Raw genomic sequence first — 24,598 nt, 5'->3', positions numbered from 1 at the left:
GCGCAAGGATGCCAGCGATGAGGCATGACCGGCTGTGGACGGCAGATCGGCAGTTGATTGACGCGCCGATTGTGCCGGACCCTCACCCCAACCCCTCTCCCGAAGGGAGGGGCTTTGATCTATTCGCTCGCAGGGCCCTGGCCTGCGTCAAGCGCACTTACGTCGGGTGCAGAACTAGCGTGCGGTGTTGCGTGGGGCTGCCACACGTTGTGAAACGCAGGGGCCGACGTCAGTACCGGCATCAGGCAAGGGACTGATGCCCTCGTTGGTCCGGCCACAACAGCCGCATCGATGCACAGTGCATCAGTGCATTAACACGATCTCTTCCGACGAAGTGGGATGGATTGCCACGGTCTCGTCGAAGTCGCGCTTGGTCGCCCCCATCTTCACCGCCACCGCGAACCCCTGCAGCATTTCGTCGGCGCTTTCGCCCAGCAGGTGCACGCCGACCACGCGCTCTTCTTCGCCCACGCAGACCAGCTTGAACAGGCTGCGCTGCGGCGCGTCGGCCAGCGCATGCAACATCGGACGGAAGTTGCTGCGGTAGATGCGTACCGCACTGCCGTGCCGCGCGCGCGCCTGCTCCTCGGTCAGTCCGACCTGCCCGAGCGGCGGATGCGAGAACACCACGCTCGGCACGCCTTCGTAGTCCATGCGTGCATCCGGCTGCCCGCCGAACAGGCGGTCCATCAACTTGCGACCCGCCGCGATCGCTACCGGCGTCAGCCCGACCTTGCCGCCGACATCGCCGATGGCATGGATGTTCGGCACGCTGGTGGTCTGCCCTTCGTCCACCATCACCTCGCCCTTGTCGCCCAGGCGTACGCCGACCGCTTCCAGACCCAGCCCCGCTGTGTTGGCGCGTCGGCCGGTGGCGAAAAACACCTGGTCGAAGACGTCGTTGCCCTGCTCGCTGGGGTGTGCGGGATGGCCGTGCACGCGCAGCTTGCCATGTGCATCGCGTTCCAGCCCGGTGGTGGAAAAACCGAAATGCAGGCGCACGCCCAGGTGCCGCAGGTTGTCGGCCAGTTGCAGGGTCAGCTCGGCATCGAAGCGCTCCAGCAAGCGATCGCCCTGCACGAACAGATGCACGCGACTGCCCAGCGCCTGCAGCAGGCCGGCGATCTCCACCGCGATATAGCCGCCGCCGACAATCGCCACCTGCGCAGGCGCATGGCAGAGATTGAAGAAATCGTCGGACACCTCACCGTGCTCGGCACCGTCGATGTCCGGCCGCAGCGGATGCGCACCGGTGGCGATCACGATATGCTCGGCGGTAACGGGCACGCCATCGCCGCCCATGATGGTATGGCGATCCTGCAGCACGCCGCGCTGCGGAATCATGACCACGCCATCTTCATTGAGCCGACGCCGATAACTGGCGTGGATGTTGTTGATGTAGCCCTGCCGGTGCGTGACCAGTTCCTGCCAGGCCAATGTCGGTCGCGACACATCGAAACCCAGCGCCCCGGCCAGCTCGATCTTGCCGGCCAGATCGGCCGCCAGCCACATCGCCTTCTTCGGCACGCAGCCGAGATTGACGCAGGTGCCACCTAATTCGTTCGGCTCCATCACTGCCACGCGTGCACCGTGCCTGGCCGCGCGAAACGCAGCGGCCAATCCACCGGAGCCGCCGCCCAGGATCACCACGTCGTAGTCGTAACGGGCACTCACGCGAATCGCTCCGCCCGGTAAGGATGCGGGTCCAGCGCAGGTGCGCGGCCCGTGATCAGGTCGGCCATCAGTTGTCCGCTTGCAGTGCTCATGCTGATGCCGAGCATGCCATGCCCGGCTGCGAGCCAGACGTGAGGACGCCCCGGCACCGGCCCCAGCACCGGCACGTCGTCCCAGGTCATCGGCCGCCATCCATACCAGCGCTCGATCACGGCCGGGCCGGCCGGCGCATGCAGATAATCGGCCGCTGCGCGCTCCAGCGCCGCCAGGCGCGTGGGGTTGAGGCGGGTGTCGCGTCCGGAGAATTCCATCGTGCTGCCGATACGCAGACGATCGCGCCACGGCACCACGAACACCCAACGGTCCTTCAGCACCACCGGGCGGCGCGGCATCAATGCCGGGGCGGTATAGGTGATCGAATAGCCCTTGCCGGCCTGCACCGGCAAGCGCAACCCCAGCTGCGCCGCCAGCACCGGCGACCACGGGCCGGTTGCGATGACCACCTCACGCGCCCGCCATCGCCCGCGCTCGGTGTGCACGCACGCGCCGCGTGCGTCCGGCACCACCGCATCGACGCGGCACTGCGCCTGGATCACCGCACCGCGCGCACGCAGCACCCTTGCCAGTTCTGCGGTGTAGCGCTCCGGGCGCAGATGCGCATCGCCGGGGAAATGGATCGCACCGGCAATGCCTGCGCGAAATGCCGGGTCCTGGCGCAGATAGTCGGCGCCCTCGATGATCTCGGCCTGGATGCCCCACTGTGCAAGCACGCCGCATTCGTGGCGATACTGCGCAAAGCGGCGCGCGTCGCCGAACACGTAGTCCAGCCCATCGCTGCGAAATTCGCAGTCCAGCGCATAGCGCTCGACCCAGTCGTCGAAGCGGTGTCGCGCATCGCCCAGCAACGCCGCGCGCGCCTGCGCGCTGGCCTGCCAGTGACGCGTATTGCAGCGCTGCGCAAACCGCAGCAACCAGTGCCACAGCGCCGGATCCAGGCGTGGCCGGATATACAGCGGCGCGTCCGGCGTCAGCATCCACTTCAGCGCCTGCGCGATCATGCCCGGCGCTGCCAGCGGCGGCGCATGGCTCGGCGTGATGGTGCCGCAGTTGCCGTACGAGGTTGCCGCACCCACCGCACCGGCATCGAGCACGTGCACCTGTCGCCCCGCCTCGACCAGGGCCAGCGCGGTCGCCAGGCCGATGGCGCCGGCACCGACCACCACCACATCGACAGGCGCGCCGCTCATGTGCGCACTACCCCACGCGCGCACTGCTGCGACGCATCGGCGGCACGCGCAGATAGGTCACGCTGCGCCATAGCCATTCCACCGGCCCGAAGCGGAACCAGCGCAGCCACAGCTGGCTCAGCACCACCTGCAGCGCAAACAGCACCAGCGCGAACGGCAGTTGCCATACGCGCGGCAGCTGTTCGAAGTAGCCAAGCCCGTAACCGTAGAAGATCCACGTGCACACCAACGACTGCATCAGGTAGTTGGTCAGCGCCATGCGTCCGGCGGGCGCCAGCCATGCCAGGCGCGGCGCCAGGCGTACCACCCACGCCGCATAGCCCAGGCTCATCAGCGGGCCGGCAATCAGCGCCAGCGCGAAGGCACCCGATAGGCGCAGATCCAGGCGCGCCGGATCGATCCACGGCTCCAGCGCGTAACTCACCCCCATCACGCCCAGCCCGAGCGGCAGCGCACCGTAGCGCAAGCCCCGGAACAGGCGCGGAAAGCGCTCGGGCGCGGCGATTGCACCACTGCGCACGAACCAGCTGCCCAGCAGGAACATGCCGAGCATCGCCGGGCCGTTGATGCTCAGCCCGGTCATCGCCTGCTGCAGGTCATGCCAGCGCTGCAGCGTGGCCTGCGCATAGCTGCCGCCACCGAAGGCGGCGCGCTGCGCCTGCACGTTGGCTGCCGCCTGTTGCGCTGCGTCGGCCACTGCGGCCTTCCATTCCACTGCAGATGCCGGGTCCAGCTGCGTCAACGTGCCCGCGACGCCGTACAGCAACATCAACCCGGGCGCGCAGCAGTAGACCAGCACGGCAAACCACGGCAGCGTCACCGTCGGCACCGCGCGCGTGGCCAGCAGCAGCAAGGCGAGCAAGGCGTAGGTCACCAGAATATCGCCGGACCACAGCAGCAGCGCATGCGCCAGCCCGATCGCCAGCAGCGCACCGGTGCGACGCAGATAAGGGCCGACCAACCCGCGCCCGGCCTGCGCGGCGCGCTGCGCCATCACCGCAAACCCCATGCCGAACAGCAGCGAGAACAGCGTGTAGAACTTGCCCTGCACGAACAGGTACACCAGCGCATCGGCAACCCGGTCGGCACCATGCCAATGAGGCTCCACGCCAGTAATCGCCAGATCGAGCGGACCGACGAAGGCTTCGACATTCATCAGCAGGATGCCCAGCAGCGCGAAACCGCGCAGCACATCCAGCACCACCATGCGCTCGCTGGCTGCAACGGGCAGCAGAAGATCGCGCGGGCTCATCGCGGCCCGGACAGCACGGCGCGGCGATCGCGGCGCGCACCATGCAAGCAGCCCGCCGAAATGGCGGGCCGCAGAAACACATCCAGCAAACGCTGGCCGGGCGAACACGACCGGCGCGGGCGAATCGGCATCACCACGCGGTGCATGCCGATGTTGCCGATTGCCCGCATCGGTCCGCCCGCTTCACAGACCGTATAACGGCTGCGCTCAGTGGTGATGGCCGCCTTCGCCATGCACATGCCCGTGGTCGCGCTCTTCCTGGGTGGCTTCACGCACTTCGATGATCTCCACGTCGAAGTGCAGGTCCTTGCCCGCCATCGGGTGATTGAGATCGACGTCGACCACGCTCATGCCGACCTTCTGCACCGTCACCGCGCGCGGGCCGAAGTTGGTCTGCAGCACCACCTGGGTGCCCGGTACCAGCTTGGTGGCGCCGAAGTGCTTCTTGGGCACGCGCTGGCTCAGGCCTTCGCGGTATTCGCCATACGCTTCGGTGGCCTTGACGTCCACGCCGAAGCTCTCGCCGGCCTCCTTGTCCATCATGGCCGCTTCCAGGCCCGGAATGATGTTGCCGTGGCCGATCATGATCGCTAACGGGTCACGCTCCTTGGAGCTCTCGATCGGCTCCTGGCCGAGCTCGGAAACGGTGTAGTGGAAGCGGACGACGCTGTCTTTTTCGATCTTCATGCCTGGCTCTGGATAGGCTGCCCGGTGGCAGACGGTGGAGGACGGCTTGTCGGCCGCCGGGTGCGCCGCCATCATGGCGACCTTTCGAACCGCCCATTATCCCGGCTCCATGCATATCACGCCAGTTTTCGCCGCCCGCGCCCGCCGCGTGGCGGCCAGTTCGTTGCTGGGCCTGCTCGTGCTGCTGGGCGGTTGCGCACAGGCGCCGGTCCGCCGACCGGCCGCCACCAAGCCGCCGGCACCGCGGGTCTGGCCGCAGGTGCCGCCGTCGAATCCGGCCGCCGCCAACAACATCCTGATGCGTGCGCTGGGCCTGGTCGGCACGCCGTACCGCTTCGGCGGCAATACGCCGGAGACCGGCTTCGACTGCAGCGGGCTGGTCACCTATGTCTACAAGGACGTGCTGGCGCTTGCGCTGCCACGCACCTCGCGTGAACTGGCCGCGGTGCAGGGACCCCGCATCCCCCAGGAGAAACTGACCACCGGCGATCTGGTGTTTTTCGGCTCCAGCGGCAACGTGACCCACGTCGGCATTTATGTCGGTGAAGGCCGCTTCGTGCACGCCCCCACCACCGGCGGTACCGTCCGCTTGGATTTCCTGGATGGCGCCTACTGGCGTGACCATTATTCAGGCTCAAAGCGGGTTTTGCCCTGATATGTGACGCGTATCACATTTCATAAAACGGAAATTTAACCTTTTTTGAACGTAACGATTCTTTCACCAAGGCATCATCCCGCATCGACAGCAGAATTGTGATTCCCGCGTGACGAACGACGAACAGATCATCACTGGCGCCGCACCGCTTCCGCCCCGGAAACCGCTCCGCCTGCTATGCGCCACCGCTCTTTGGCTCGCAGCCCTTCCCGCCCTGGCACAGACCGCCAACGGCACCGCATCCGCTCCGCAGACGGCCCCGCCGGACAGCACCGTCGCCGCCGAGAAAGCCGCAACCCGCAGCCGCGCCGACGCCGCTGCCACCGCAACACTGGCCGCCCTGCTTCCGCATCTGGCCGCCAACGACGCCATCCCGCTGATGGACCGTTCGGCGATGTTCGCCGGTGACCTCAGCCGCCTGCTGGCCAATTACGACGTGTCCCAGAGTGCGGCCAACGCCGCCCAGAACGCCGTGGCCGACAGCCGTGTCCAGGTGATCCTGCAACGCGCCATGGCCCTGCTGGGCACCCCGTACGTCTGGGGCGGCGAGTCCACCGAAGGGTTCGACTGCAGCGGTCTGGTCGGCTATGTGTTCAAGACCGCCCTGGGCATCGACCTGCCGCGCGTCTCGCGCGACATCGCACGCGACGAGTCTGCCGAGCTGATCAAGGACCCCAACGCGCTCAAGGCCGGCGATCTGGTGTTCTTCGGCAGGCGCGGCCGCATCGACCATGTGGGTCTGGTGGTCGGCGATGGCAAGTTCCTGCATGCGCCCAGTCGCGGCAAGGACGTGCGGGTGGATTCGCTGGCCAGCGGCTATTGGAGCGAGAAGTTCATCCAGGCACGCCGGGTGCTCTGACCCACTGGTGGACATTGCGTCGATTGCATGACAGAGGCCGCGGCGATCCCGCGGCCTTTTTGCTGCGTCGTCGTCGCGCGTGGGCGTCCCGCAGGCCCCATGACCGCTGCATGACAGCGGGTGACATCCATCGCCGTGCCAAGTAGCAGGCAGCGAGCATCAGGCTACCTGTCGCACCTCGCGCATGGCGGGGCCAACGGCGCAGCGCAGCGCGCGCCGCAGGTTACCGCGAGGTGTCGGCCTGGTAATGCGCCATGGTGTCCTCGATGCCCTTGCTCAGCTCCATCACCTTGAGCGCGTATTCGGCCAGGCGCTGGTCTTCCGGCGTACCCGGCTGCCAGGACGGCACTGCCACCGGGGTGATGCCGTCCGGGTCCATCGCCACGAACACGATGATGCAATGCGTGCATAGCCGGGAATCGCCACCCATCGGGCTGCGTGCCCGCACGTCGATGGCAAAGTGCATGCTGGTGCGGCCGGTGTAGACCAGCTTGGCCGATACCGCGACCAGATCCCCGATCCGCACCGGCGCCACGAAGCGAATGCCGCCCACCGCCACGGTGACGCAGTAGTGCCCGCTCCAGCCACTGGCCGCGGCAAAGCCGACCTGGTCGATCCACTTCATCACCACGCCGCCATGCACCTTGCCGCCGAAGTTGACGTCGCTGGGCTCGGCCAGAAAACGAAATGTCAGATCACGCTGTTGGCCAATCACCGCCCGCCCTCGTCAATGGATGAGCTGGCAGTGTGCCATGCGGGTGGGACGCGGGTGCGCACGACCAAACACCCGATGCGTGGTCCGGCAGCGCGGATGCTTTACTCAGGGCGTAGCGCGTCCAGGTTGTCCTGTTTGCGCAGGCACAACCAGGGAAAATGCGGCTGCCGCAGCTTGAGCATCCGCCGCAGGCGCGCGCCCGGGCGACGCGGGTCGAACAGGCGCTGCACCGCAAAGCGGTCGAAGCTGGCGTAGGTGTGCTGGTGGTAGTGCGCGGCCAGCGCCGGAACACCCAGCTCGGTGAAGTAGCGCAGGCTGCGCGCCGCGCTTGCATCAGCGGCGTGCGCATCCGCATACAGCGGGCTGTCGAGGATGTGCAGCTCGCCGCCGTCGCGCAGTTGGGCGAGCAGGCGGATGACCAATGCCGCGGGGTCGGCGAAATACTGGATGCAGGCCGGGATCACGATGAGGTCGAAGAGATCGCGCGGCAGGGCCAGGGTCTGGATGTCGGCGGCGATGAAACTCAGGCGCTGGTCGTGGCCGAACACGCGCGCGGCCTGGGCCAGTTCGGTGCGGTTGACGTCGATGCCGCAGACATCGCGCTGCAGCGACTGCGCCAGCAGCTGCGACAGCCAGCCGTTGCCGCAGCCCAGTTCGGCGATGGCGCCCTCGCCTGCCTGCGCGCGCAGATGTTGGACCAGCAAGGCGCTGGACAGCGCACGCACCTGCCATTCCAGACTGGCGCCGAGCTTGCCGCCGGGGCGCGGCAGGCTGCGTACCTGTGCATCGGTGTAGAGCCGGCCTTCCTTGCGCCGAACCTCCAGATACTGCTGCTCGAACGGGTCGTCGGCCAACGACCGCTGCACGAACACGCCGTCGACGCTCTCCAGCTCAGGCAACTGCTGCAGGCGATCGCGCAGCGTGGGAGACCCGATGCGCATCGCTGGCGCTCAGCGCTGCGTCGGAGCGCGATCGGCCAGTGGATCTTCCAGCCCCACGTTGGTCGATGCCGACTCGTAGACCGCCTTGTCGAGCAGGCCGGTCTCCTTGGCCACCAGCACCGGCACCAGCATCTGCCCGGTCACGTTGGTCATGGTGCGCATCATGTCGAGGATGCGGTCGATGGCGTACAGGTAACCGATCACTTCCAGCGGCAGGTTGGCCGCACTGAGCACCACCGTGGCCATGATCACCGCGGTGCCGGGCACGCCGGCCGTGCCGAAGCTGCCGAGCACCGAGGCAATCAACACCACGAAGTACTGGTTTGCGGTCAGCGGCACGCCGGTGTACTGCGCAATGAACACCGCGCACAGGGCCGGAAAGATCGCGCCACAGCCGTCCATCTTGATGCTGGCGCCCAGCGGCACCGCGAATGCAGCATAGTCCTTGCTGACACCCAGGTTATGCGTGATCGAGCGCATCGCCACCGGCATCGCGGCAAAGCTCGACGAACTGACGAACGCCACCTGCATGCCCGGCGCGGCACCGCGGAAGAACTTCCACGGATTCAGCCCATGCAGCAACAACAGGCTACTGTAGACCACCACGATATGGATCGCGCAGGCCACATACAGCGCCAGCACGAAATTGCCGAACGGCAGCAGCTTCTCGAAGCCGTAGCTACCGACCAGGCTGGCGATCAGCCCGAAGGTGCCCAACGGGGTCATCTCCAGCACGAAGCGGGTGACCTGGATCATGATGTCGCTCAATTGCGCGGTGAGCTTGCGTGCCTCGGCCACGCGCTCGCCGAGCTTGACCATCGCAAAGCCCAGCAGTGCAGCGAAGAAGATCACCGGCAGGATCGATCCGCGCCCGGCCGCCAGCACCGTTTCGCCGGCCGCATTGGTCTTGGTGCCGATGCCGGTCAGCGCAAAGAACGGATTGGATGGCACCACGTCCAGCAGCACCTTGATCGGGCTGGGGACATCGCGCGGTTTCCAGGCCGAATCCACGCTCAGGCTGAAATGGCCGGCGCCGGGCTGCATCAGCGTGCCCACCGCCAGGCCCACACCCACCGCCAACGCCGCGGTGATGACGAACCACAGGAAGGTGCGCCCGCCGAGCGCGGCGACGGATTTTTGCCCGTGCAACGAGGAGATCGCATTGATCACCGCGAAGAACACCAGCGGGATGGCGATCATCTTGATCAGGGTGACATACAGGTCACCGAGCGGGCCGAACCACACATCGGCCGCCGGGCCCATGGCCCAGCCGGCCAGCGCGCCGAGCACGAAGCCGGCCACCACGCGTTGCCAGAACGGAATGCGCAACCAGGCCGAGACCAATGTCATGCGTCGAGTCATCCGGGGGGAGAGTGCATGCACCATAGCCCAGGCCCGCGCCGCCCGCGAGGCCACGACTGGAACAGCGGCGTGTCATCTGTGTGACACCAGGCATGCCGGCATAATAGGCGCCGATTCAGCCACGAGTTCGATGCCGATGCGTTACCGCCTGCCTGCCCTCGCCGCCCTGACCACCGTGTGTGTCGCCGCTTGCGCCTCCAGCGCCGGCACCAGCGCATCCGCGCCTGCCGCCGTGCGCGTGGAGGTGCCGCAGGTGGCGCATCCGGCCGGCGAGACGCCGCAATGGTGGTACCGCTCGGGCGCGGCGCGCGCGGCCGGCAATGGCGCAATGGCAGGCCGCGCGCGCAACGTGATCCTGTTCCTGGGCGACGGCATGAGCCTGACCACGGTGGCGGCAGCGCGCATCCTGGATGGCCAGCGCAAGGGCGGGCCGGGTGAGGAGAACCTGCTGTCGTGGGAGCAATTCCCGGCCACCGCCTTCAGCAAGACCTACAACACCGATTCGCAGACGCCGGATTCGGCCGGCACCATGACCGCGATCACCACCGGGGTGAAAACGCACATGGGCGCGATCGGGGTCAGCAGCGGCAACCGCAGCGACTGCGCCGACAGCCTGGGCAAGGGTCTGCTCAGCTGGCTGCAGCTGGCCGACAGCGCCGGCATGGCCACCGGCATCGTCACCACCACCCGGCTCACCCACGCCACCCCGGCGGCGACCTATGCGCATTCGCCGGACCGCAACTGGGAAAACGATACCGACCTGCCCGAGTCCGCCCGCACCGCCGGCTGCCAGGACATTGCCCAGCAGTTGCTTTCCAGCGCGCGCTTCGGGCGTGGCCCGCAGGTGGTGCTGGGTGGCGGACGCAGCCAGTTCCAGACCGTGCAGGAACGCGATCCGGAGTACGACGACAAGGTCGGCCTGCGCCTGGACGGCCGCGACCTGGTCGCCGAATGGAAACAGGCGCACCCGCAGGGCGCCTATGTCTGGAACGAGCAACAGTTGCAGGCGGCCTCCGGCGCGCCCGCGCTGCTGGGCCTGTTCGAGCCGGATCACATGCAGTTCGACCACGACCGCAATCGCACCGCGCAGGGCGAGCCCAGCCTGACCGAGATGACCCGCACCGCGATCCAGTCGCTGTCGCGCGACCCGAACGGCTTCGTGCTGATGGTCGAAGGCGGCCGTATCGATCACGCCAACCACGCCGGCAATGCCTACCGCGCGCTCGATGAGACCGTGTCGCTGTCCGATGCGGTGCGCGCCGCCGTGCAGACCGCGCCGCCGGACACGCTGATCATCGTCACCGCCGACCATTCGCATACGCTCAACTTCGTCGGCTACCCGGTACGTGGCAACCCGATCCTGGGCAAGGTGCGCGGCACCGGTGGCGAAGAAGGCGACCGCACCCAACTGGCCACCGACCTGGCCGGCCAGCCCTACACCACGCTGAGCTACGCCAACGGCCCCGGCTACACCGGCGCCAGCAACGCGCAGCCGGCCGGCGCCAAGAAGTACCCGCACGAACCCAGCAGCAGCGAGCCGGCCGCCGGCCGCCCGGACCTGACCCACGTCGACACCGAGGCGCCCAGCTACATGCAGGAATCGCTGGTGCCGACCAAGTCCGAAAGCCATGGCGGCGAAGACGTCGGCATCTGGGCCACCGGCCCGGGCAGCGCGGCCTTCCGCGGCACGCTGGAGGAGAACGTGATCTACCACGTCATCGTCCAGGCCACCCCGCGCCTGCGCGAGCGCCTGTGCAAGGCCGGCACCTGCGACAGCGCCGGCGTGCCGGTGACGTTGCCGCAGTCGGCCACGTTCGAGACCGCGGCCAAGCGCTGATGCGCCGGCTGCGCGCAGCGCGGGCGGCAGCGACGACTCAGTCGTCGCCGCTCGCACCCGGACGCAGCGGCGCAGCAAGCCATCTGCATCGATGACCGGATTGCTGCCACCGGCACCACCGCCCGGCCCGGTCCTAGTCGCCTACAGCGGCGGCATGGATTCGAGCGTGCTGCTGCATCTGCTGGCAACAACGTCGCGTTATCGCCAGATGGGGGTGCGTGCGTTGCATGTGCATCATGGCCTGCACGCCGATGCCGATACCTGGGCGTCGCACTGCCAGCGCCAGTGCGACGCCCTGCAGGTCCCCCTGCAGATCGCGCGCGTGCAGGTCGCGCGCGACAGCGGCCTGGGCCTGGAAGCGGCGGCACGCCAGGCACGCCACGCCGCGTTTGCCGAGGCACTGGCGCCCGGCGAATGGCTGGCCCTGGCGCATCATCGCGACGATCAGGCCGAAACCTTCCTGCTGCGCGCATTGCGTGCTTCCGGCCCGGATGGCTTGGCCGCGATGCGCGCGCAGCGTCCATTCGCGGCCGGCATGCTGTGGCGTCCCTTGCTGGAGCACGCGCGCGCCGCGGTGCTGGCCTATGCGCAGGCACATGGCCTGCAGTGGATCGAAGACCCCAGCAATGCCGATGCCCGCCACGACCGCAACTTCCTGCGCACCCAGCTGATGCCCGTGCTGCAGCAACGTTGGCCGCAAGCTGCCGAGGCACTGGCGCGTAGCGCGCGCTTGAGCGCCGATGCCAGCGACCTGCTGCTGCAGGAGGACAGCGCGCAACTGCCCGGCCTGCTGACCACCACCGGCGCGCTGGATCTGCGGATCCTGCGTGCACAGCCGGCCGCACGTCGGCCGCGGCTGCTGCGCGCCTGGGTGGCTGCAGCGCAGGCGCCACCGCTGCCTGCGCACGGCGTGGCCGCACTGGAGCAGGAGATCGACGACGACGCGCCGGATCGGCAAGCCTGCTTTGCCTGGCAACAGGTGCAGGTGCGGCGCTGGCGCCAGTGCCTGTACCTGCTGCATCCGCATGCCGCCTGGCCGGCGTCGTGGCAGGCGTGCTGGGATGGCGCAAGCCCACTGCCACTGCCGGATGGCGCCTGCCTGCAGTTGCACGGCGCCGCCGGCCTGCGCTTCGCGCAACCGCTGCTGGTGCGTGCACGCCAGGGTGGCGAACGCATCGTGCTGCCGCAGCGCGCGCATTCGCATCGGCTCAAGCACCTGCTGCAGGCGCTGGATCTACCGCCCTGGCAACGCGCGCGCCTGCCGATCCTGTGGGCCGACGGCCAGGTGCTGGCAGCCGGCGACCGCATCCTCTCGGCTGCATTGAGCCACTGGCTGCAGGCCAACGGCGCGTCCTTGCACTGGCACGACCACGCCAATGCGAATTGACCCGCCTGCCTGCGCGCCGCACACTTTGGCGATGGTCAAAAAATCCTTGAATGAAACCTCCCCGGTCGCCCGCTTCGAACAGTCGCTGGAAGAACTCGAGCAACTGGTGCAGAAGATGGAAGTCGGCGACCAGAGCCTGGAGCAATCGCTCACGGCCTACGAGCGCGGCATCGGGCTGTACCGCGACTGCCAGCAGGCACTGGAACAGGCCGAACTGCGCGTGCGCATGCTGACCGACCCCGCGCGCCCCGATCTGGCCGAAGCCTTCGAACCGCCATCGCAGGACGGCGGCTGAGTGAGTTCGGCGTTGTTTGACCACTGGATCGGCCGTACCGAACGCCGGCTGGAAGCCTGCCTGCCCACTCCGGCGCTGGCGCCGCAACGACTGCACGCGGCGATGCGGCACGCGGTGCTGGGCGGCGGCAAGCGCATGCGCCCGTTGCTGGTGTATGCAACCGGCGCGCTGTTCGGCGCCGACGAGGACAGCCTGGACACGCCCGCCGTGGCGGTGGAACTGATCCACGCCTACTCGCTGGTGCACGACGACTTGCCGGCGATGGACGACGACGCCCTGCGCCGCGGCCAACCCACCGTGCATATCGCCTTCGACGAAGCCACTGCGATCCTGGCCGGCGATGCGTTGCAGACGCGTGCGTTCGAACTGCTGGCTGCGGCCCCGGTCAGTGCGGAACTGCGGGTCGGCTGGCTGCAGAGTCTGGCCACCGCCGCGGGCGCTGCCGGCATGTGCGGCGGCCAGGCGCTGGATATCGATGCCACCGGCCAGCTGCAATCGTTGCGCGACCTCGAGCGCATGCACGCACTCAAGACCGGCGCGCTGATCCGCGCGGCCGTGCGCATGGGCGCGCTCACCGGTGCTGCCACAGCCGACGATCAGCAGCGCCTGGATGCGTTTGCCGACGCGCTGGGGCTGGCGTTCCAGGTCCGCGACGACATCCTGGACGTGGAATCGAGCTCGGCGCAACTGGGCAAGACCGCCGGCAAGGACGCCGCGCAAGCCAAATCCACCTATCCCGCCCTGCTCGGGATGGACGGCGCCAAGGCCAAGCTGGCCGAACTGGCCACCCGCATGTACGACATCCTGCAACCCTACGGCGCGCCCGGCGACACGCTGGCGACGCTGGGCCGGTTTGCGGTGGACCGCGCGCACTAGAGCAACCGGTGGCCTGGCCACCCTCCCCGGCACGCCAGGCGGACGTGCACCGCCCCCGTCCCACTTCGCTACCGGCGCCGATCAAGCGATCACACCGCTCCTTGCGCACACCGTGCGCCAGCGCACGGTGCGTTTTTGTCGCGCACCGCCTCGCAGGCAATGTGCTACGTCACAGAACGTAAATTCTCTTTCCGTACATTTTCACACGCGCATTTTCAGAAATTGGCCGAAAAGTGTGGATAGCCACGCAATTTTCAGGTGAATTGTCGCCATCGGTGTCCGCTTTTGTCGTTTCTTGATCACCAGTAGGCCAAAAACAGCATCAATCGGTTCTCTTGTTGCGTCTGCTCGCTCTGCCTAGGTTGACTTGCCCGCGTCCGCGGACATCCCCCGACCACATGGAGAGTCACTGGTGAAGAACGTTTTTCTCGCATCGTTTGCAGCAGGTACGTTGGCCGTTGTTGGCGTGCTCGGTTCGGCGCAGGCACAGTCCGTGCGCGGACCGGTCCCGTTGACCATTGAACTGGCACCGGTCGCCGATCAGGCCGGGCGACACCAGGGCAAGATCGCAGTGACCGTCACCAATAACGGCAGCCAGATCGCCCGCGTACCGACCTACCAGCTGCCGCTGCAATCGCTGGACAACGGCATCCTGGAAGTGAGCCGCGATGGCGCGCCGGTGACCTATACCGGACGCCTGGTCAAGCGCGGCCTGCCCAAGGCGGCCGACTTCACCATCCTCAAGCCGGGCCAGACCGTGCAGGGCGTGGTCGACCTGGCTGCCGCCTACGACCTGTCCACCAGCGGCAACTACACCATCCGGGTCAGCTCGCCGCTGCAGTACGCCTCGCTGGCCGATGGCAGCCTGCTGAAGACCGCCGATGGCAAGCCCGCGGTGGCCGGCAGCGCGCCATTGACGGTGTGGCTGGACGGCGTCAACCGCGGCGTGCAGCGCCGGATGGCGATCGGTCCCACCGCCGTGGTCAACGGCGTCAATTACCTGAACTGCAGCACCACCCGCACCAGCCAGGCCGGCAGCGCGGTCACGGCGGCCCGCGCCTACTCGCAGAACGCGCGCAACTACCTCAATGCCGGCAGCACCGGCGCGCGCTACACCACCTGGTTCGGCGCCTACAACGCCTCGCGCTACAGCCGGGTTAGCTCGAACTTCGTCAACATCGACAACGCGCTGGACCAGAACAACGGCCAGATCACCATCAACTGCGATTGCACCGACAGCGCCTACGCGTACGTCTACGCCAATGCGCCGTACGAGATCTACGTCTGCAACGCGTTTTGGAGCGCGCCGACCCAGGGCACCGACTCCAAGGCCGGTACGCTGGTGCACGAGATGAGCCACTTCACCGCGGTGGCCGGCACCCAGGACCGCGTGTATGGCCAGTCTGGTGCGCGCAACCTGGCGATCAGCAACCCGGCCCAGGCGATCACCAATGCCGACAGCCACGAGTACTTCGCCGAGAACACCCCGGCGCAAAACTGATCGCGGCATCGCCTGAAACGACACAGGCCCGGCATCGCTGCCGGGCCTGTGGCATTGCCATTGCGCCGGATTACTTGATCAGGCGCAGCGTGAACGGATAACGGTAATGCTCGCCGTTGTTGGCCTTGACCGCGGCCAGGATGCAGAACACCAGATTGGCGATCCACACCAGCGTCGGCACGAAGAACAGGATGCCGAACGACACGATGGTCAGGATCACCGCAGCCACATAGGCAATGATCACGGTGATCTGGAAATTCAATGCTTCCTTGGCCTGGTCAGTGGCGAACGGCTTGGACGGGCTGGCGTCCTTGCTGACCAGCCAGATCACCAGCGCGCCGATGAAGGACGTCAGGATGCCGAGCAGATGCGCGGCCAGTGCCAGGGTGCGCTCCTCCGACGGCGTGCTGCTGCCGATCGGCGGCGGCGGCGGTGCGGCGTGTGACTCGAATTCGCTCATCATGTCTCCCCATGCATGGTTGTGGTGCGGCGGACTATAGCAACGATTCAGCCAGCCACCAGTGCGGGAAGACATGGTCTCTGCGGCGCATGCCGGCTGCCGCCAGGCACGGCGGCAAGACGCGCGCGCGCCGGGTGAGGGGCGCAGCAGCCTGGTCAGACGCGCTCAGCTGTCGCCTGCCACCGTCATGCGGTTGAGCAACACCGAACCGATCTTGACGTGCGAGCGCGGATCGACGTCGGTGCCGACCGCTTCGATGCCGGCGAACATCTCGCGCAGATTACCGGCGATGGTCAGCCCGTCGACGGGATAGGCGATCGCGCCGTTCTCGATCCAGAAGCCACCGGCGCCGCGCGAATAGTCGCCGGTCACCGGATTGACCCCGTTGCCCATCAGCTCGGTGACCAGCAGGCCGCGCGACATGCCGGCGATCATCGACGCCAGATCGCCGGCATTGGCGGTGACCTGCAGGTTGTGCACGCCGCCGGCATTGGCGGTGGTCTGCAGGCCCAGCTTGCGCGCTGAGTAGCTGCCCAGCACATAGCGCTGCAGCACGCCGTCGCTGATCAATGCCGAACGCCGGGTTGCCACGCCTTCGCCGTCGAAGGCGGCCGAGCGCAGTCCGCGCCGCAGGTGCGGCAGCTCTTCGATATTGAACCAGTCCGGGAACAGCTTGCTGCCGACACTGTCGAGCAGGAAGCTGGCGCGGCGATACAGCGCGCCGCCGGAGACCGCGCCGAGCAGATGCCCGACCAGCGAGCGCGCCACTTCCGGCGCAAACAGCACCGGCAGCTGGCCGGTCGGCAGCGAGCGTGGCTGCAGCCGCGCCAGGGTGCGTTCGGCGGCGTGGCGGCCGATCGCTTCCGGCGCCTCCAGGTCTTCGCGCGCCAGCGCGCTGCTGTACCAGCCATCGCGCTGCATGCCGTCTCCCTGGCCGGCGATCAAGGCGCAGCTGATCGAATGATGGGTGCCGCGCTCGCGGCCGATGAAGCCATGCGAGTTGGCGTAGACCGACAGGCTCAGCCCGGTGCTGGCCGAGGCGCCATCGGAGTTGCTGATCCGCGCGTCGGCATCGCGCCCGGCGCTCTCGCAGGCCAGCGCCAGGTCCACCGCGGTGTCGGCGTCCAGCGCCCAGGGATGCCAGCTGTCCAGCTCGGGGAAGTCGCGCGCCATGAGCTCCGGGTCGGCCAGGCCGGCGGCGACATCGTCTTCGGTGTAGCGGGCGATCGCGCAGGCCTGGGCAACGGTCGATTCCAGGCTGGAATCCTGCAGATCGGCAGTGCTGGCGCTGCCCTTGCGCTTGCCGAAGTACACGGTGACCGCGATGCCGCGGTCGCGGGTGGATTCCACCGTCTCCACATCGCCCAGGCGCACATTGACGTCCAGGCCGCGCTCTTCGCTGCAGCTCACTTCGGCCTGGGTGGCGCCGGCCGCACGCGCGCGCTCGAGCAGGCGCTGGGCGATGTCGGTGAGCGCGTCCAGGCGCTGCAGGCTGTCGTCGTGGACAGGTGTTTCGGAGGAGAGTGCGTTCAATGCTTTATCCTAGTCTCATGGTGCGAGTGACCTGATTGCGGATCCTTCCGCAAGAGCCCGGCGATCCATGGCCGGGCTTGTCTGATGATGAATAACTTCTTGTTCTGGATGGATTGCAATGCGCGGACGCGATGAAGAGACCGGTGAATTTCGCGGCGCCAGCCGTAGCCAGCAGCGGCGCGAGGCGCTGGAAATTTTCGACCTGGGCGAAAAGCTGGTGGCGCTGACCCCGGCGCAGCTGGCCAAGTTGCCGGTGCCCGAATCGCTGATCCCACATATCGAAGAGAGCAAGCGCATCACCTCGCATATCGCGCACAAGCGACAGCTGGCGTTTCTGGCCAAGCACATGCGCCGCGAGGACGACGAAACGCTGGCCGCGATCCGCGATGCGCTGGATGCCAACAGCGACACGGCGCGCCGCGAAGTGGCCGCGATCCACCGCGTCGAGCGCTGGCGCGAACGCCTGCTCGCCGAAGGCGACGTGGCGCTGGCCGAACTGCTGGAAGCCTACCCGGCGGCCGACCGCCAGCAACTGCGTCAGCTGGTGCGCAACGCCATCCACGAGCGCGCCAAGAACAAGCCGCCGCGTGCCTACCGCGAGCTGTTCCAGGTACTGCGCGAGTTGTCTCAGGCGCAGGGATTGGAGAGTGGGGATTCGGGATTGGAAGACGATCAGGATCTGGAAGACGACGAATAGGACCTGGCGGCCGCATTCGCGCAACTGCTCAACGAGCGCCTCCGCCGCAGCCAACCGCGGCAGCATGCTTCCAACATCGGCAACCTGGGTCGGCGACACCTGCGCGCCGAAGACGCTGCGCGCCTCTACCGCTGCGCTTCCCGATGCTCTTATCCCGATTCGCGGCATCAAGACCGACGCGGCGCAAGGCTCAAAAACGCGATATCCCGCTCCTGCCGTTGCGATTCCCGAATCCCGATTCCCAAATCCCCGCATCTCAGGCCTGCGTTCCGCCAACGGTGATGCCGTCGATCAATAGCGACGGCTGGCCGACGCCGACCGGCACGCTCTGCCCGTCCTTGCCGCACACGCCCACGCCTTCGTCCAGCGCCAGGTCATTGCCGATCATGCGCACCTTCTGCATGGTCTCCGGTCCGTTGCCGATCAGCGTGGCGCCCTTCACCGGCGCGGTGACCTTGCCGTCTTCGATCAGGTAGGCCTCGGTGGCCGAGAACACGTACTTGCCGCTGGTGATGTCGACCTGGCCGCCACCGAAGTTGACCGCGTAGATGCCCTTTTTCACCGAGCGGATCATCTCCTGCGGATCGTGCTCGCCGGCGCGCATGTAGGTGTTGGTCATGCGTGGCATGGTCAGGTGCGCGAACGATTCGCGCCGGCCGTTGCCGGTCGGCGCCACGCCCATCAGGCGCGCGTTGTGGGTGTCCTGCATGTAGCCGACCAGCACACCGTCCTCGATCAGCGTGGTGCACTGGGTGGACGTACCTTCGTCGTCGATATTGAGCGAGCCGCGCCGGCCGTCCAGGGTGCCGTCATCGACGATGGTCACGCCCGGCGAAGCCACGCGCTCGCCGATGCGGCCGGCGTAGACGCTGGTGCCCTTGCGATTGAAGTCGCCTTCCAGGCCATGCCCCACCGCCTCGTGCAGCAGCACGCCGGGCCAGCCCGGGCCGAGCACCACCGGCATCACGCCGGCCGGCGCGGGAATCGCCTCCAGGTTGACCAGCGCCTGACGCAGCGCTTCGCGGGCGAAGCCTTCCGGGCGGCCGTCGGCGAACAGGTCGGCATAGCCGTAACGGCCGCCGCCGCCTGAGTAGCCGGACTCGCGGCGTCCGCCCTGTTCAACGATCACCTGCACGTTCAAGCGCACCAGCGGGCGCACGTCGGCAGCCAGCACGCCGTCGCTGCGCGCGATCAGCACCGTGTCCACACCGCCGGACAGGCTCACCATTACCTGCTTGACGCGCGGGTCGGCCGCGCGCACGTACTGGTCGATACGCCGCAACAACTCGACCTTGGTCGCGCTGTCCATGTCGTCGATCGGGTCGGTGGCCGGGTACAGCGCGCGGCCATTGCCACGCACCAGCGAACGGGTGGATTGCGCGCCGCCCTCGCGCGAGATCGCGCGTGCGGACTGCGCCGCCTCCAGCAGGGCGTCGCGCTGGATATCGTCGGAATAGGCAAAGCCGGTCTTCTCTCCGGCAATCGCGCGCACGCCCACGCCTTGTTCGATGGAATGCGCACCGTCCTTGACGATGCCGTCTTCCACGCTCCAGCTCTCGCGTCGCGAATGCTGGAAGTACAGGTCGCCGAAGTCGATGCCCGGGCCCAGCAGGGCGCCGAAGGTGCGGTCGAGATGGCCGGTGTCCAGGCCGGAAGGAAGCAGCAGCCGGGTTTCGGCCAGAGTGAGAGCGTTATCGGTCATGCAGTCAGGATGGGGCCCGCGCGCCGGGGAGACAAGTCGTCCGGCTGAACATGCCGCGCGGCTATCATCGCGGACCCATCGCCACGCCGACGCCCGCGCATGAAGCTCATTGCCCACGTCCTGGATGGCCATACGCTGGACATCCGCCCCGCCCCGCACGAGCGCGACTGGATGGACGCCACCGACCAGCGCTATGCCTACCGCTGCCTGCCGCTGGCGATCGCCAATGCGCATGGCTGGGAGCTGCTGTGCCAGGCCGGGTTCGAGGCCAGCTGGGACGGCCGCGATGGCCTGGACGCGATCCGGATCAGTGCCGATGCAGGCACCGCGGCACCGGCGATCAGCCACTTCGGCTACGGCGTGCTGACCTTCCACGTGCCCTGCCTGTTTCGTACCGATACCGGCATGGATCTGTTCGTCACCGGGCCGTTGAACCGGCCCAAGGACGGCATCGGCGCGCTGAGCGGGCTGGTCGAAACCGACTGGAGCCCGTACACCTTCACCATGAACTGGAAGTTCACCCGGCCCGGGCAGGTGCGCTTTGCGGCTGGCGAACCGTTCTGCCATCTGTTCCCGCTGCCGCGCCAGCTGATCGAGCAGGTGCAGCCGCAGTGGAAGCCCTTGTCCGAGGCGCCGCAACTGGCGCAGCAGCATGTCGACTGGACGCGCAGCCGCACGCAATTTCTGCAGGACCTGCCGGATGCGCAGTCGGCCGCCGCGCGCGAGAAATGGCAACGCGGCTATTTCCGTGGCGTCGCCGGTGCCGATCAGGCGCCGGTGCAGGGCCACCGTTCGCGCCTGCGCCTGCCGATGTTCGTACGCGCCGACAGCGACGGCGACAGTCCGCTCGACTGAGTACATCGCTGCGTCGGCGCGCGGGACGTGCCCGCTGGCGCGCGTGCTGCGTTCGATCCACTTGCGGCAAGGCCTGAGCGCTCGCGACGACCGGCACCGACACTCGCCAGCGCGCCCGCATTCGGACGCGTCAGCGGGGCGACCGACCGGGCGTGCCTGGTGTCGCCGTTGGCGCGCCCGTTGCAGGCGGCTTGCCGGGCGCACGCTCGCGCACGTCGCGTTCCACCACGTCCACCTGTGGATCCTTCCACGGCCCGGTGACGTGATAGGTCTTGGCGCCGATCGCGCCCAGCGGTTTGCCGAGCACCGCATTGGCAGCCGCGCCCACCGCCGCACCGACCGGGCCACCGGCCACCGCGCCCACCACGGTGAGCAGGTTGCCGGCCTTGGGGTTCACGTCCACGGTCTGGTCGAAGGTCTGCGCGCGCAGGTCGGTCTGCCCACGGATGGCGATGTCGGCGGCCGGGCCTTCGATGCGGATCGCATCGGTGCGCGCAAAGCCTTCGCCGAAGCGCACCTGGCCTTCCAGCTTGTTGAAGGCCAGCCCCTTGGAGAAGAAATCGCGGAAGTCGAACATCAGCCGGCGCGGCAGCTGCGCCACGCTGAGCAGGCCGAGCACGCGGCCGGCGCCGGGCTCCACCTCCAGCAGCTGGCCGTTGCGCACCTCGATCTTGAGATTGCCATCCAGCGAACCGAGCGCAAACCCGGTCGGCGAGCCCTGCCAGCCGGCGTTGAGCTCCAGCTGGCCTTCGCCGCCGCGCAGCTGGCCGCCCAGGGTGAGGTTCTGCAGCAGGTTGCCGAGATTGCGGCTGTCCACCCGCGCCGACAGCCGGGTGCTGGCGGAATCGCCCTTGCCGCGCCAGGCGCCGGTCAGGCCGATGTTCTGGTCGTTGGAGCGCAGTTGCAGCTGGTCCACCTGCATGCCGTCGGTCAGCCGGCTGCTGCGCAGGGTGGCCGCGCCCAGGGTCATCTTGCCGACCTGCAGGTCGTCGATGTCCAGCGACAGGGGCGGGATCGAGACCGGGTCGAATTCGGCCACCGCACGGCGGGCCGGCTCCGGCAACGCACCGGCCAGCGGGTCGCCCGGCTCGGGCACGGCCGGTTCGGGCGGTGCGGCCACCGGCTGCCAGTGCACCGTGCTCAGCTTGCCTTGCACGGCGGCGCCATCGGCATTGGGCACGCTGAGCTGGCCGGCCAGCGACGGGCCGTCCAGGGTCACCGCCACCGCATCGCGGGTCGGCCGCAGGCGCAGGCGCGTCTGCGGAAACACGCCGCCGATCATCAGCAACCTGTCGGCCTGCACATCCACCTGCTGCAGCGGCACCGCGTCCGTCTTCGGCGTTGCCGGCTGGCCCGGCAGCGGCGGCGTGTCCGGCGCGCTGCTGCCGCGCGCCAGGCTGATCCAGTCGATCGCATCCAGCGAGGCGGTACGGCCGGTGACCACCAGGCCGTTGGCCGGCGGACGCTCGCTGACCGTGTCGGTGCCCATCACCACGCGCACGCCGGTCTGGTTGCCCTGGCTGCTGGCCTTGAGCGCGACCAGCTTGCCGAAGGCCACGTCGATGTCGCCATCGCCCACCGGCAAGGCCACCTTGACCTGCGTATCCAGCGGCTGCGTGGCTGCCTTGTCCAGCGGCGCAGGCAGATCCAGGGTGGTGCCGACCAGCTCCGAGCGCAACGTCAGCAACGCCTGCGGGTCCGCTTGCCCGGGGGTCGGCAGCGGTACGTCCACGCCCACCTGCCAGGGTGCGCTGCCATGCACGTAGGGACGCAGCCATTCCATCTGCGGCGCGCGATCGAACAGTTCCTTGGCATCCAGGGTGGCGCCGAAGCGCGCCTCGAATGCCTGCGCGGGGTCCTGCACGAAGCCACCGGCGCGCAAGGACAACTCGCCGCTGCGGCCCTGGTGCTGCACGCTCAGGCGCTCGGCGGCAAAGCCGGTGTCGCGGTACTCGGCATGCCCGCTGACCTGGTCGAAGGCCAGGTTCCAGCGCGCATCGGCCAGCTTGGCGCCCTGCAGCGCGACCGTGCCCTGCAGGTGGCCGCCGGTGCCGTGGGTGCGCAGGGGACGCAGCAAATCGAAGCTCACCGCGGCCGGGCCAGACACCGCCAGATTGCGCAAGGTGTCGCCGTAGCGCTGCTCCAGCGGGCTCTTGCGCAGCATGCCCAACAGCTGCGCGGCATCGGCCTGGGTGGAAGCGCGCACGTAGAGCTCTGACGTGGCGAAGCTGGGAATGCCGGCCTCCAGGCGCGCGATCGGCGCACCGGCCAGCGCGCCCCTGCCCTGCAGGGAAAAGCCGTTGCCGAGGAAGCGCAGGTCGGCCTGCACCTGCTCCATCGCCGGCCAGTCCGGATTGAACGGGATCACGCCATCGCGGATCTGGCCAAACGCCTCGAAACGGCCATCGTTGTTGTCGAACGGCCAGTCGTCCAGATCGCCGCTGACCAGGCCGGTGCCGCCGGTGATCACGCCACCGGCCACCGCCGTGTCCAGCCAGTCGATGGCCGCCTTGCTCATCTTGGAGCGGATCCAGAACTTGCGCGCCACCGGCAGGGCGACATCGTCCAGCTGCGTGGCCAGCTGGATGCGCGGGCGGCTGCCATCGTTCTGGAACCACAGCCCGCCGCGCACGTTGGCGCCGTAGTCCCTGGCCTGTACGCGCAACGCCGGCGTGGCAACCTGCCAGCCGGCACCGTCGCGCCAGCCCACGATGCTGCCGGCCAGCTGCAGCTCGTGCACCACCCCGAAACCGGCCGGCCAGTCGAAGCGCAGCGTGGCATCGGGGGCGGGATCGAGCGCAATCGCCTGCGCGTCGCCATCGATCCGGCCACGCAGGCCGCTGATGCCCGGCGCGCTGCCCACCGGCAGGAAGCCCAGCTGCTCGATCCGGCCCTGCGCCCGCACCGCGCCACCCTGCTCGCCTGCAATCTGCAGATCGGCCAGGCGCAACTGTGGTCGGGACAGGCTCAGCCAGCGCCGCAAGCCAGGCGACAGTTGCTCGCTCAATGCCGCCGCCGCGATCAGGCCGGAAACATCGAGCTGTTTGCCCACCACTGCATAACGCCGCCCGCCGGCAACGCTCAACCCGTCCAGCCGCTGCGGCCTGGCCGCCGCGCCCAGCCGCAGCAGCGGCGCATCCAGCCGCCAACCGCCGTCGATGGTCTGCCAGCGTGCGTGCGCCTGCAGCCGCTCCCATAGCAGCGTGCGGCGCGCGGACTCCCCGGGCAACGCTGCGCCGGACAAGCGCAGCTGCCGCAGATCCGCATTCACGGTGACCGCGCTGATGCGGCGCGCGCGCAGCTGCGCCCAGGCCTGCAGGCGTCCGCCGCCGCCGTCCACGTGCATGCCGCCGAACTGCAGCAACGCCGCCCAGGCGGCCAGATCGGCCGGGTCGGCCTGCGCATATGCGCTGCCGTCGCCGCTGTCGCGGTCGAACGCGATCACCGTGGTCAGCGGTGCGCGCTGCAGGTCGATCCAGGCGTGGCTGCCGACGTTCACGGTCGAGCCGTTGACGCGCAGGCGCAGGTCGATACGCGGCAGCGTGGTGTCCACGCCGATCGACGGCGCGGCCACCCGCAGGCGCGCCTCGGCCACCTGGATCTCGCCGAGGCGACGCAGCGCTTCCAACGGGTCCGAACGCCGCCCGGCCGGCAAGCCCTGCACCGACCACACGCCATCGTCGCTACGTTGCAGCGTCAGCGCCAGACCACGCAGACGCACCTCGGTCAGCGAGTGGCCCGGCAACAGGCCGGCATACATCGCCAGCAGGATTTCGGCCTGGCCGACCCGCACCTCGCCATGCGGCCCGATCCGCAGGCCTTCCAGCCGCAGCAGCGGACCGCGCCGGGTCCATTCGGTCTGCAGGCGATCAAAGCCGATCGGCTGGCCGGCGCGCTGGCTCAGCCACGCGGCGATCTGCTGCGGCCGCTGCTCGGCCAACGGCAAGGCCTGGCTGGCCGCACCCACCAACAACGCGATCGCCACCAGCGCAAGCGCAGTGGCGGTGATCGCATAGCGGCGAAACAGACGGAGACGGCGGCGCAGCGGGGTGGGCATCAGGGG

At 68.3% G+C, this 24,598-nt stretch carries 21 protein-coding genes; 9 read left to right on the top strand and 12 right to left on the bottom strand.

Features of this window, described 5'->3' with window-relative positions; genetic code table 11:
- Window positions 1–303 precede the first annotated feature (303 nt).
- From gorA to EO174_RS08830, 5 genes are read right to left on the bottom strand one after another with little or no spacing between them, the layout of a single operon-like run.
- Window positions 304–1,674: a glutathione-disulfide reductase gene (gorA, locus tag EO174_RS08850; protein WP_126943898.1), complete on the bottom strand. Its 1,371-nt coding sequence runs from the start codon at window positions 1,672–1,674 to the stop codon at window positions 304–306.
- Entirely contained in the window at window positions 1,671–2,921 is a 1,251-nt protein-coding gene (locus tag EO174_RS08845; RefSeq protein ID WP_126943895.1) for an FAD-dependent oxidoreductase, read from the bottom strand. Before EO174_RS08845 ends, gorA begins: the two co-directional genes overlap by 4 nt.
- Window positions 2,922–2,928: 7 nt before the next feature.
- Window positions 2,929–4,173 (bottom strand): DUF418 domain-containing protein, encoded by a 1,245-nt coding sequence (locus EO174_RS08840; protein ID WP_126943892.1) that lies wholly within the window; start codon window positions 4,171–4,173, stop codon window positions 2,929–2,931.
- A complete protein-coding gene (locus EO174_RS08835; protein ID WP_126943889.1) occupies window positions 4,170–4,406 on the bottom strand; it encodes a hypothetical protein in 237 nt (78 codons plus the stop codon). The genes EO174_RS08840 and EO174_RS08835 overlap by 4 nt, the downstream gene beginning before the upstream one ends.
- Window positions 4,381–4,860, bottom strand: a complete 480-nt coding sequence (locus tag EO174_RS08830; protein ID WP_115677565.1) for a peptidylprolyl isomerase — start codon at window positions 4,858–4,860, stop codon at window positions 4,381–4,383. Before EO174_RS08830 ends, EO174_RS08835 begins: the two co-directional genes overlap by 26 nt.
- Window positions 4,861–4,906: 46 nt before the next feature.
- Here EO174_RS08830 and EO174_RS08825 point away from each other — a divergent pair, with 46 nt between their 5' ends.
- Together EO174_RS08825 and EO174_RS08820 are read left to right on the top strand one after the other, a co-directional pair.
- Window positions 4,907–5,515 (top strand): C40 family peptidase, encoded by a 609-nt coding sequence (locus tag EO174_RS08825; RefSeq protein ID WP_180707890.1) that lies wholly within the window; start codon window positions 4,907–4,909, stop codon window positions 5,513–5,515.
- 109 nt (window positions 5,516–5,624) lie between these two features.
- Complete coding sequence (locus EO174_RS08820) at window positions 5,625–6,374, top strand: C40 family peptidase (protein ID WP_104581923.1); 750 nt, start codon at window positions 5,625–5,627, stop codon at window positions 6,372–6,374.
- Window positions 6,375–6,597: 223 nt separating this feature from the next.
- Here EO174_RS08820 and EO174_RS08815 read toward each other — a convergent pair whose 3' ends face one another.
- The 3 genes from EO174_RS08815 to EO174_RS08805 all read right to left on the bottom strand — a co-directional run bounded on the left by EO174_RS08815 (window position 6,598) and on the right by EO174_RS08805 (window position 9,380).
- Window positions 6,598–7,089 (bottom strand): acyl-CoA thioesterase, encoded by a 492-nt coding sequence (locus EO174_RS08815; protein ID WP_104648042.1) that lies wholly within the window; start codon window positions 7,087–7,089, stop codon window positions 6,598–6,600.
- A gap of 101 nt (window positions 7,090–7,190) precedes the next feature.
- On the bottom strand, window positions 7,191–8,030 hold the full coding sequence (locus EO174_RS08810) for a class I SAM-dependent methyltransferase (protein WP_164740144.1): 840 nt from the start codon (window positions 8,028–8,030) through the stop codon (window positions 7,191–7,193).
- 9 nt (window positions 8,031–8,039) lie between these two features.
- A complete protein-coding gene (locus tag EO174_RS08805) occupies window positions 8,040–9,380 on the bottom strand; it encodes a dicarboxylate/amino acid:cation symporter (protein ID WP_104581920.1) in 1,341 nt (446 codons plus the stop codon).
- Window positions 9,381–9,522: 142 nt separating this feature from the next.
- Between EO174_RS08805 and EO174_RS08800 the strand changes: the two genes are divergently transcribed.
- The 5 genes from EO174_RS08800 to EO174_RS08780 all read left to right on the top strand — a co-directional run bounded on the left by EO174_RS08800 (window position 9,523) and on the right by EO174_RS08780 (window position 15,288).
- Entirely contained in the window at window positions 9,523–11,229 is a 1,707-nt protein-coding gene (locus EO174_RS08800; RefSeq protein ID WP_104581919.1) for an alkaline phosphatase, read from the top strand.
- A gap of 91 nt (window positions 11,230–11,320) precedes the next feature.
- A complete protein-coding gene (tilS, locus tag EO174_RS08795; protein WP_126943886.1) occupies window positions 11,321–12,616 on the top strand; it encodes a tRNA lysidine(34) synthetase TilS in 1,296 nt (431 codons plus the stop codon).
- 31 nt (window positions 12,617–12,647) lie between these two features.
- Window positions 12,648–12,911, top strand: a complete 264-nt coding sequence (locus EO174_RS08790) for an exodeoxyribonuclease VII small subunit (RefSeq protein WP_115677569.1) — start codon at window positions 12,648–12,650, stop codon at window positions 12,909–12,911.
- On the top strand, window positions 12,912–13,787 hold the full coding sequence (locus tag EO174_RS08785) for a polyprenyl synthetase family protein (RefSeq protein ID WP_126943883.1): 876 nt from the start codon (window positions 12,912–12,914) through the stop codon (window positions 13,785–13,787).
- Window positions 13,788–14,199: 412 nt separating this feature from the next.
- Complete coding sequence (locus tag EO174_RS08780) at window positions 14,200–15,288, top strand: M35 family metallo-endopeptidase (protein ID WP_104581915.1); 1,089 nt, start codon at window positions 14,200–14,202, stop codon at window positions 15,286–15,288.
- 70 nt (window positions 15,289–15,358) lie between these two features.
- Here the strand turns inward: EO174_RS08780 and EO174_RS08775 are convergent, their stop codons facing one another.
- On the bottom strand, window positions 15,359–15,823 hold the full coding sequence (locus EO174_RS08775) for a DUF4870 domain-containing protein (protein ID WP_164739140.1): 465 nt from the start codon (window positions 15,821–15,823) through the stop codon (window positions 15,359–15,361).
- Window positions 15,824–15,913: 90 nt separating this feature from the next.
- Window positions 15,914–17,281 carry a metalloprotease PmbA gene (gene pmbA / locus EO174_RS08770; protein WP_126943880.1) on the bottom strand — a complete coding sequence of 456 codons (1,368 nt, stop codon included), beginning with the start codon at window positions 17,279–17,281 and terminating at the stop codon, window positions 15,914–15,916.
- A gap of 118 nt (window positions 17,282–17,399) precedes the next feature.
- On the opposite strand from pmbA, the gene yjgA reads away from it, so the two are divergent.
- On the top strand, window positions 17,400–17,978 hold the full coding sequence (gene yjgA, locus EO174_RS08765; protein ID WP_126943877.1) for a ribosome biogenesis factor YjgA: 579 nt from the start codon (window positions 17,400–17,402) through the stop codon (window positions 17,976–17,978).
- A 256-nt stretch (window positions 17,979–18,234) separates the two neighbouring features.
- On the opposite strand, the gene tldD is transcribed toward yjgA, so the two are convergent.
- The gene (tldD, locus tag EO174_RS08760) at window positions 18,235–19,680 is read right to left on the bottom strand and encodes a metalloprotease TldD (RefSeq protein ID WP_119128498.1); all 1,446 of its coding nucleotides are present in this window, start codon (window positions 19,678–19,680) and stop codon (window positions 18,235–18,237) included.
- 99 nt (window positions 19,681–19,779) lie between these two features.
- Between tldD and EO174_RS08755 the strand changes: the two genes are divergently transcribed.
- Window positions 19,780–20,535 (top strand): DUF6065 family protein, encoded by a 756-nt coding sequence (locus EO174_RS08755; protein ID WP_126943874.1) that lies wholly within the window; start codon window positions 19,780–19,782, stop codon window positions 20,533–20,535.
- Between the two features lie 130 nt (window positions 20,536–20,665).
- Here EO174_RS08755 and EO174_RS08750 read toward each other — a convergent pair whose 3' ends face one another.
- Complete coding sequence (locus tag EO174_RS08750; protein ID WP_126944117.1) at window positions 20,666–24,592, bottom strand: YhdP family protein; 3,927 nt, start codon at window positions 24,590–24,592, stop codon at window positions 20,666–20,668.
- Window positions 24,593–24,598 lie beyond the last annotated feature (6 nt).

The sequence above is a fragment of the Xanthomonas sp. BRIP62418 genome, assembly GCF_003993495.1.
GTDB lineage: Bacteria > Pseudomonadota > Gammaproteobacteria > Xanthomonadales > Xanthomonadaceae > Xanthomonas > Xanthomonas euroxanthea.
Note: the sequence above shows the minus strand (reverse complement) of the source record. Positions and strands in the feature narration are given on the sequence as shown.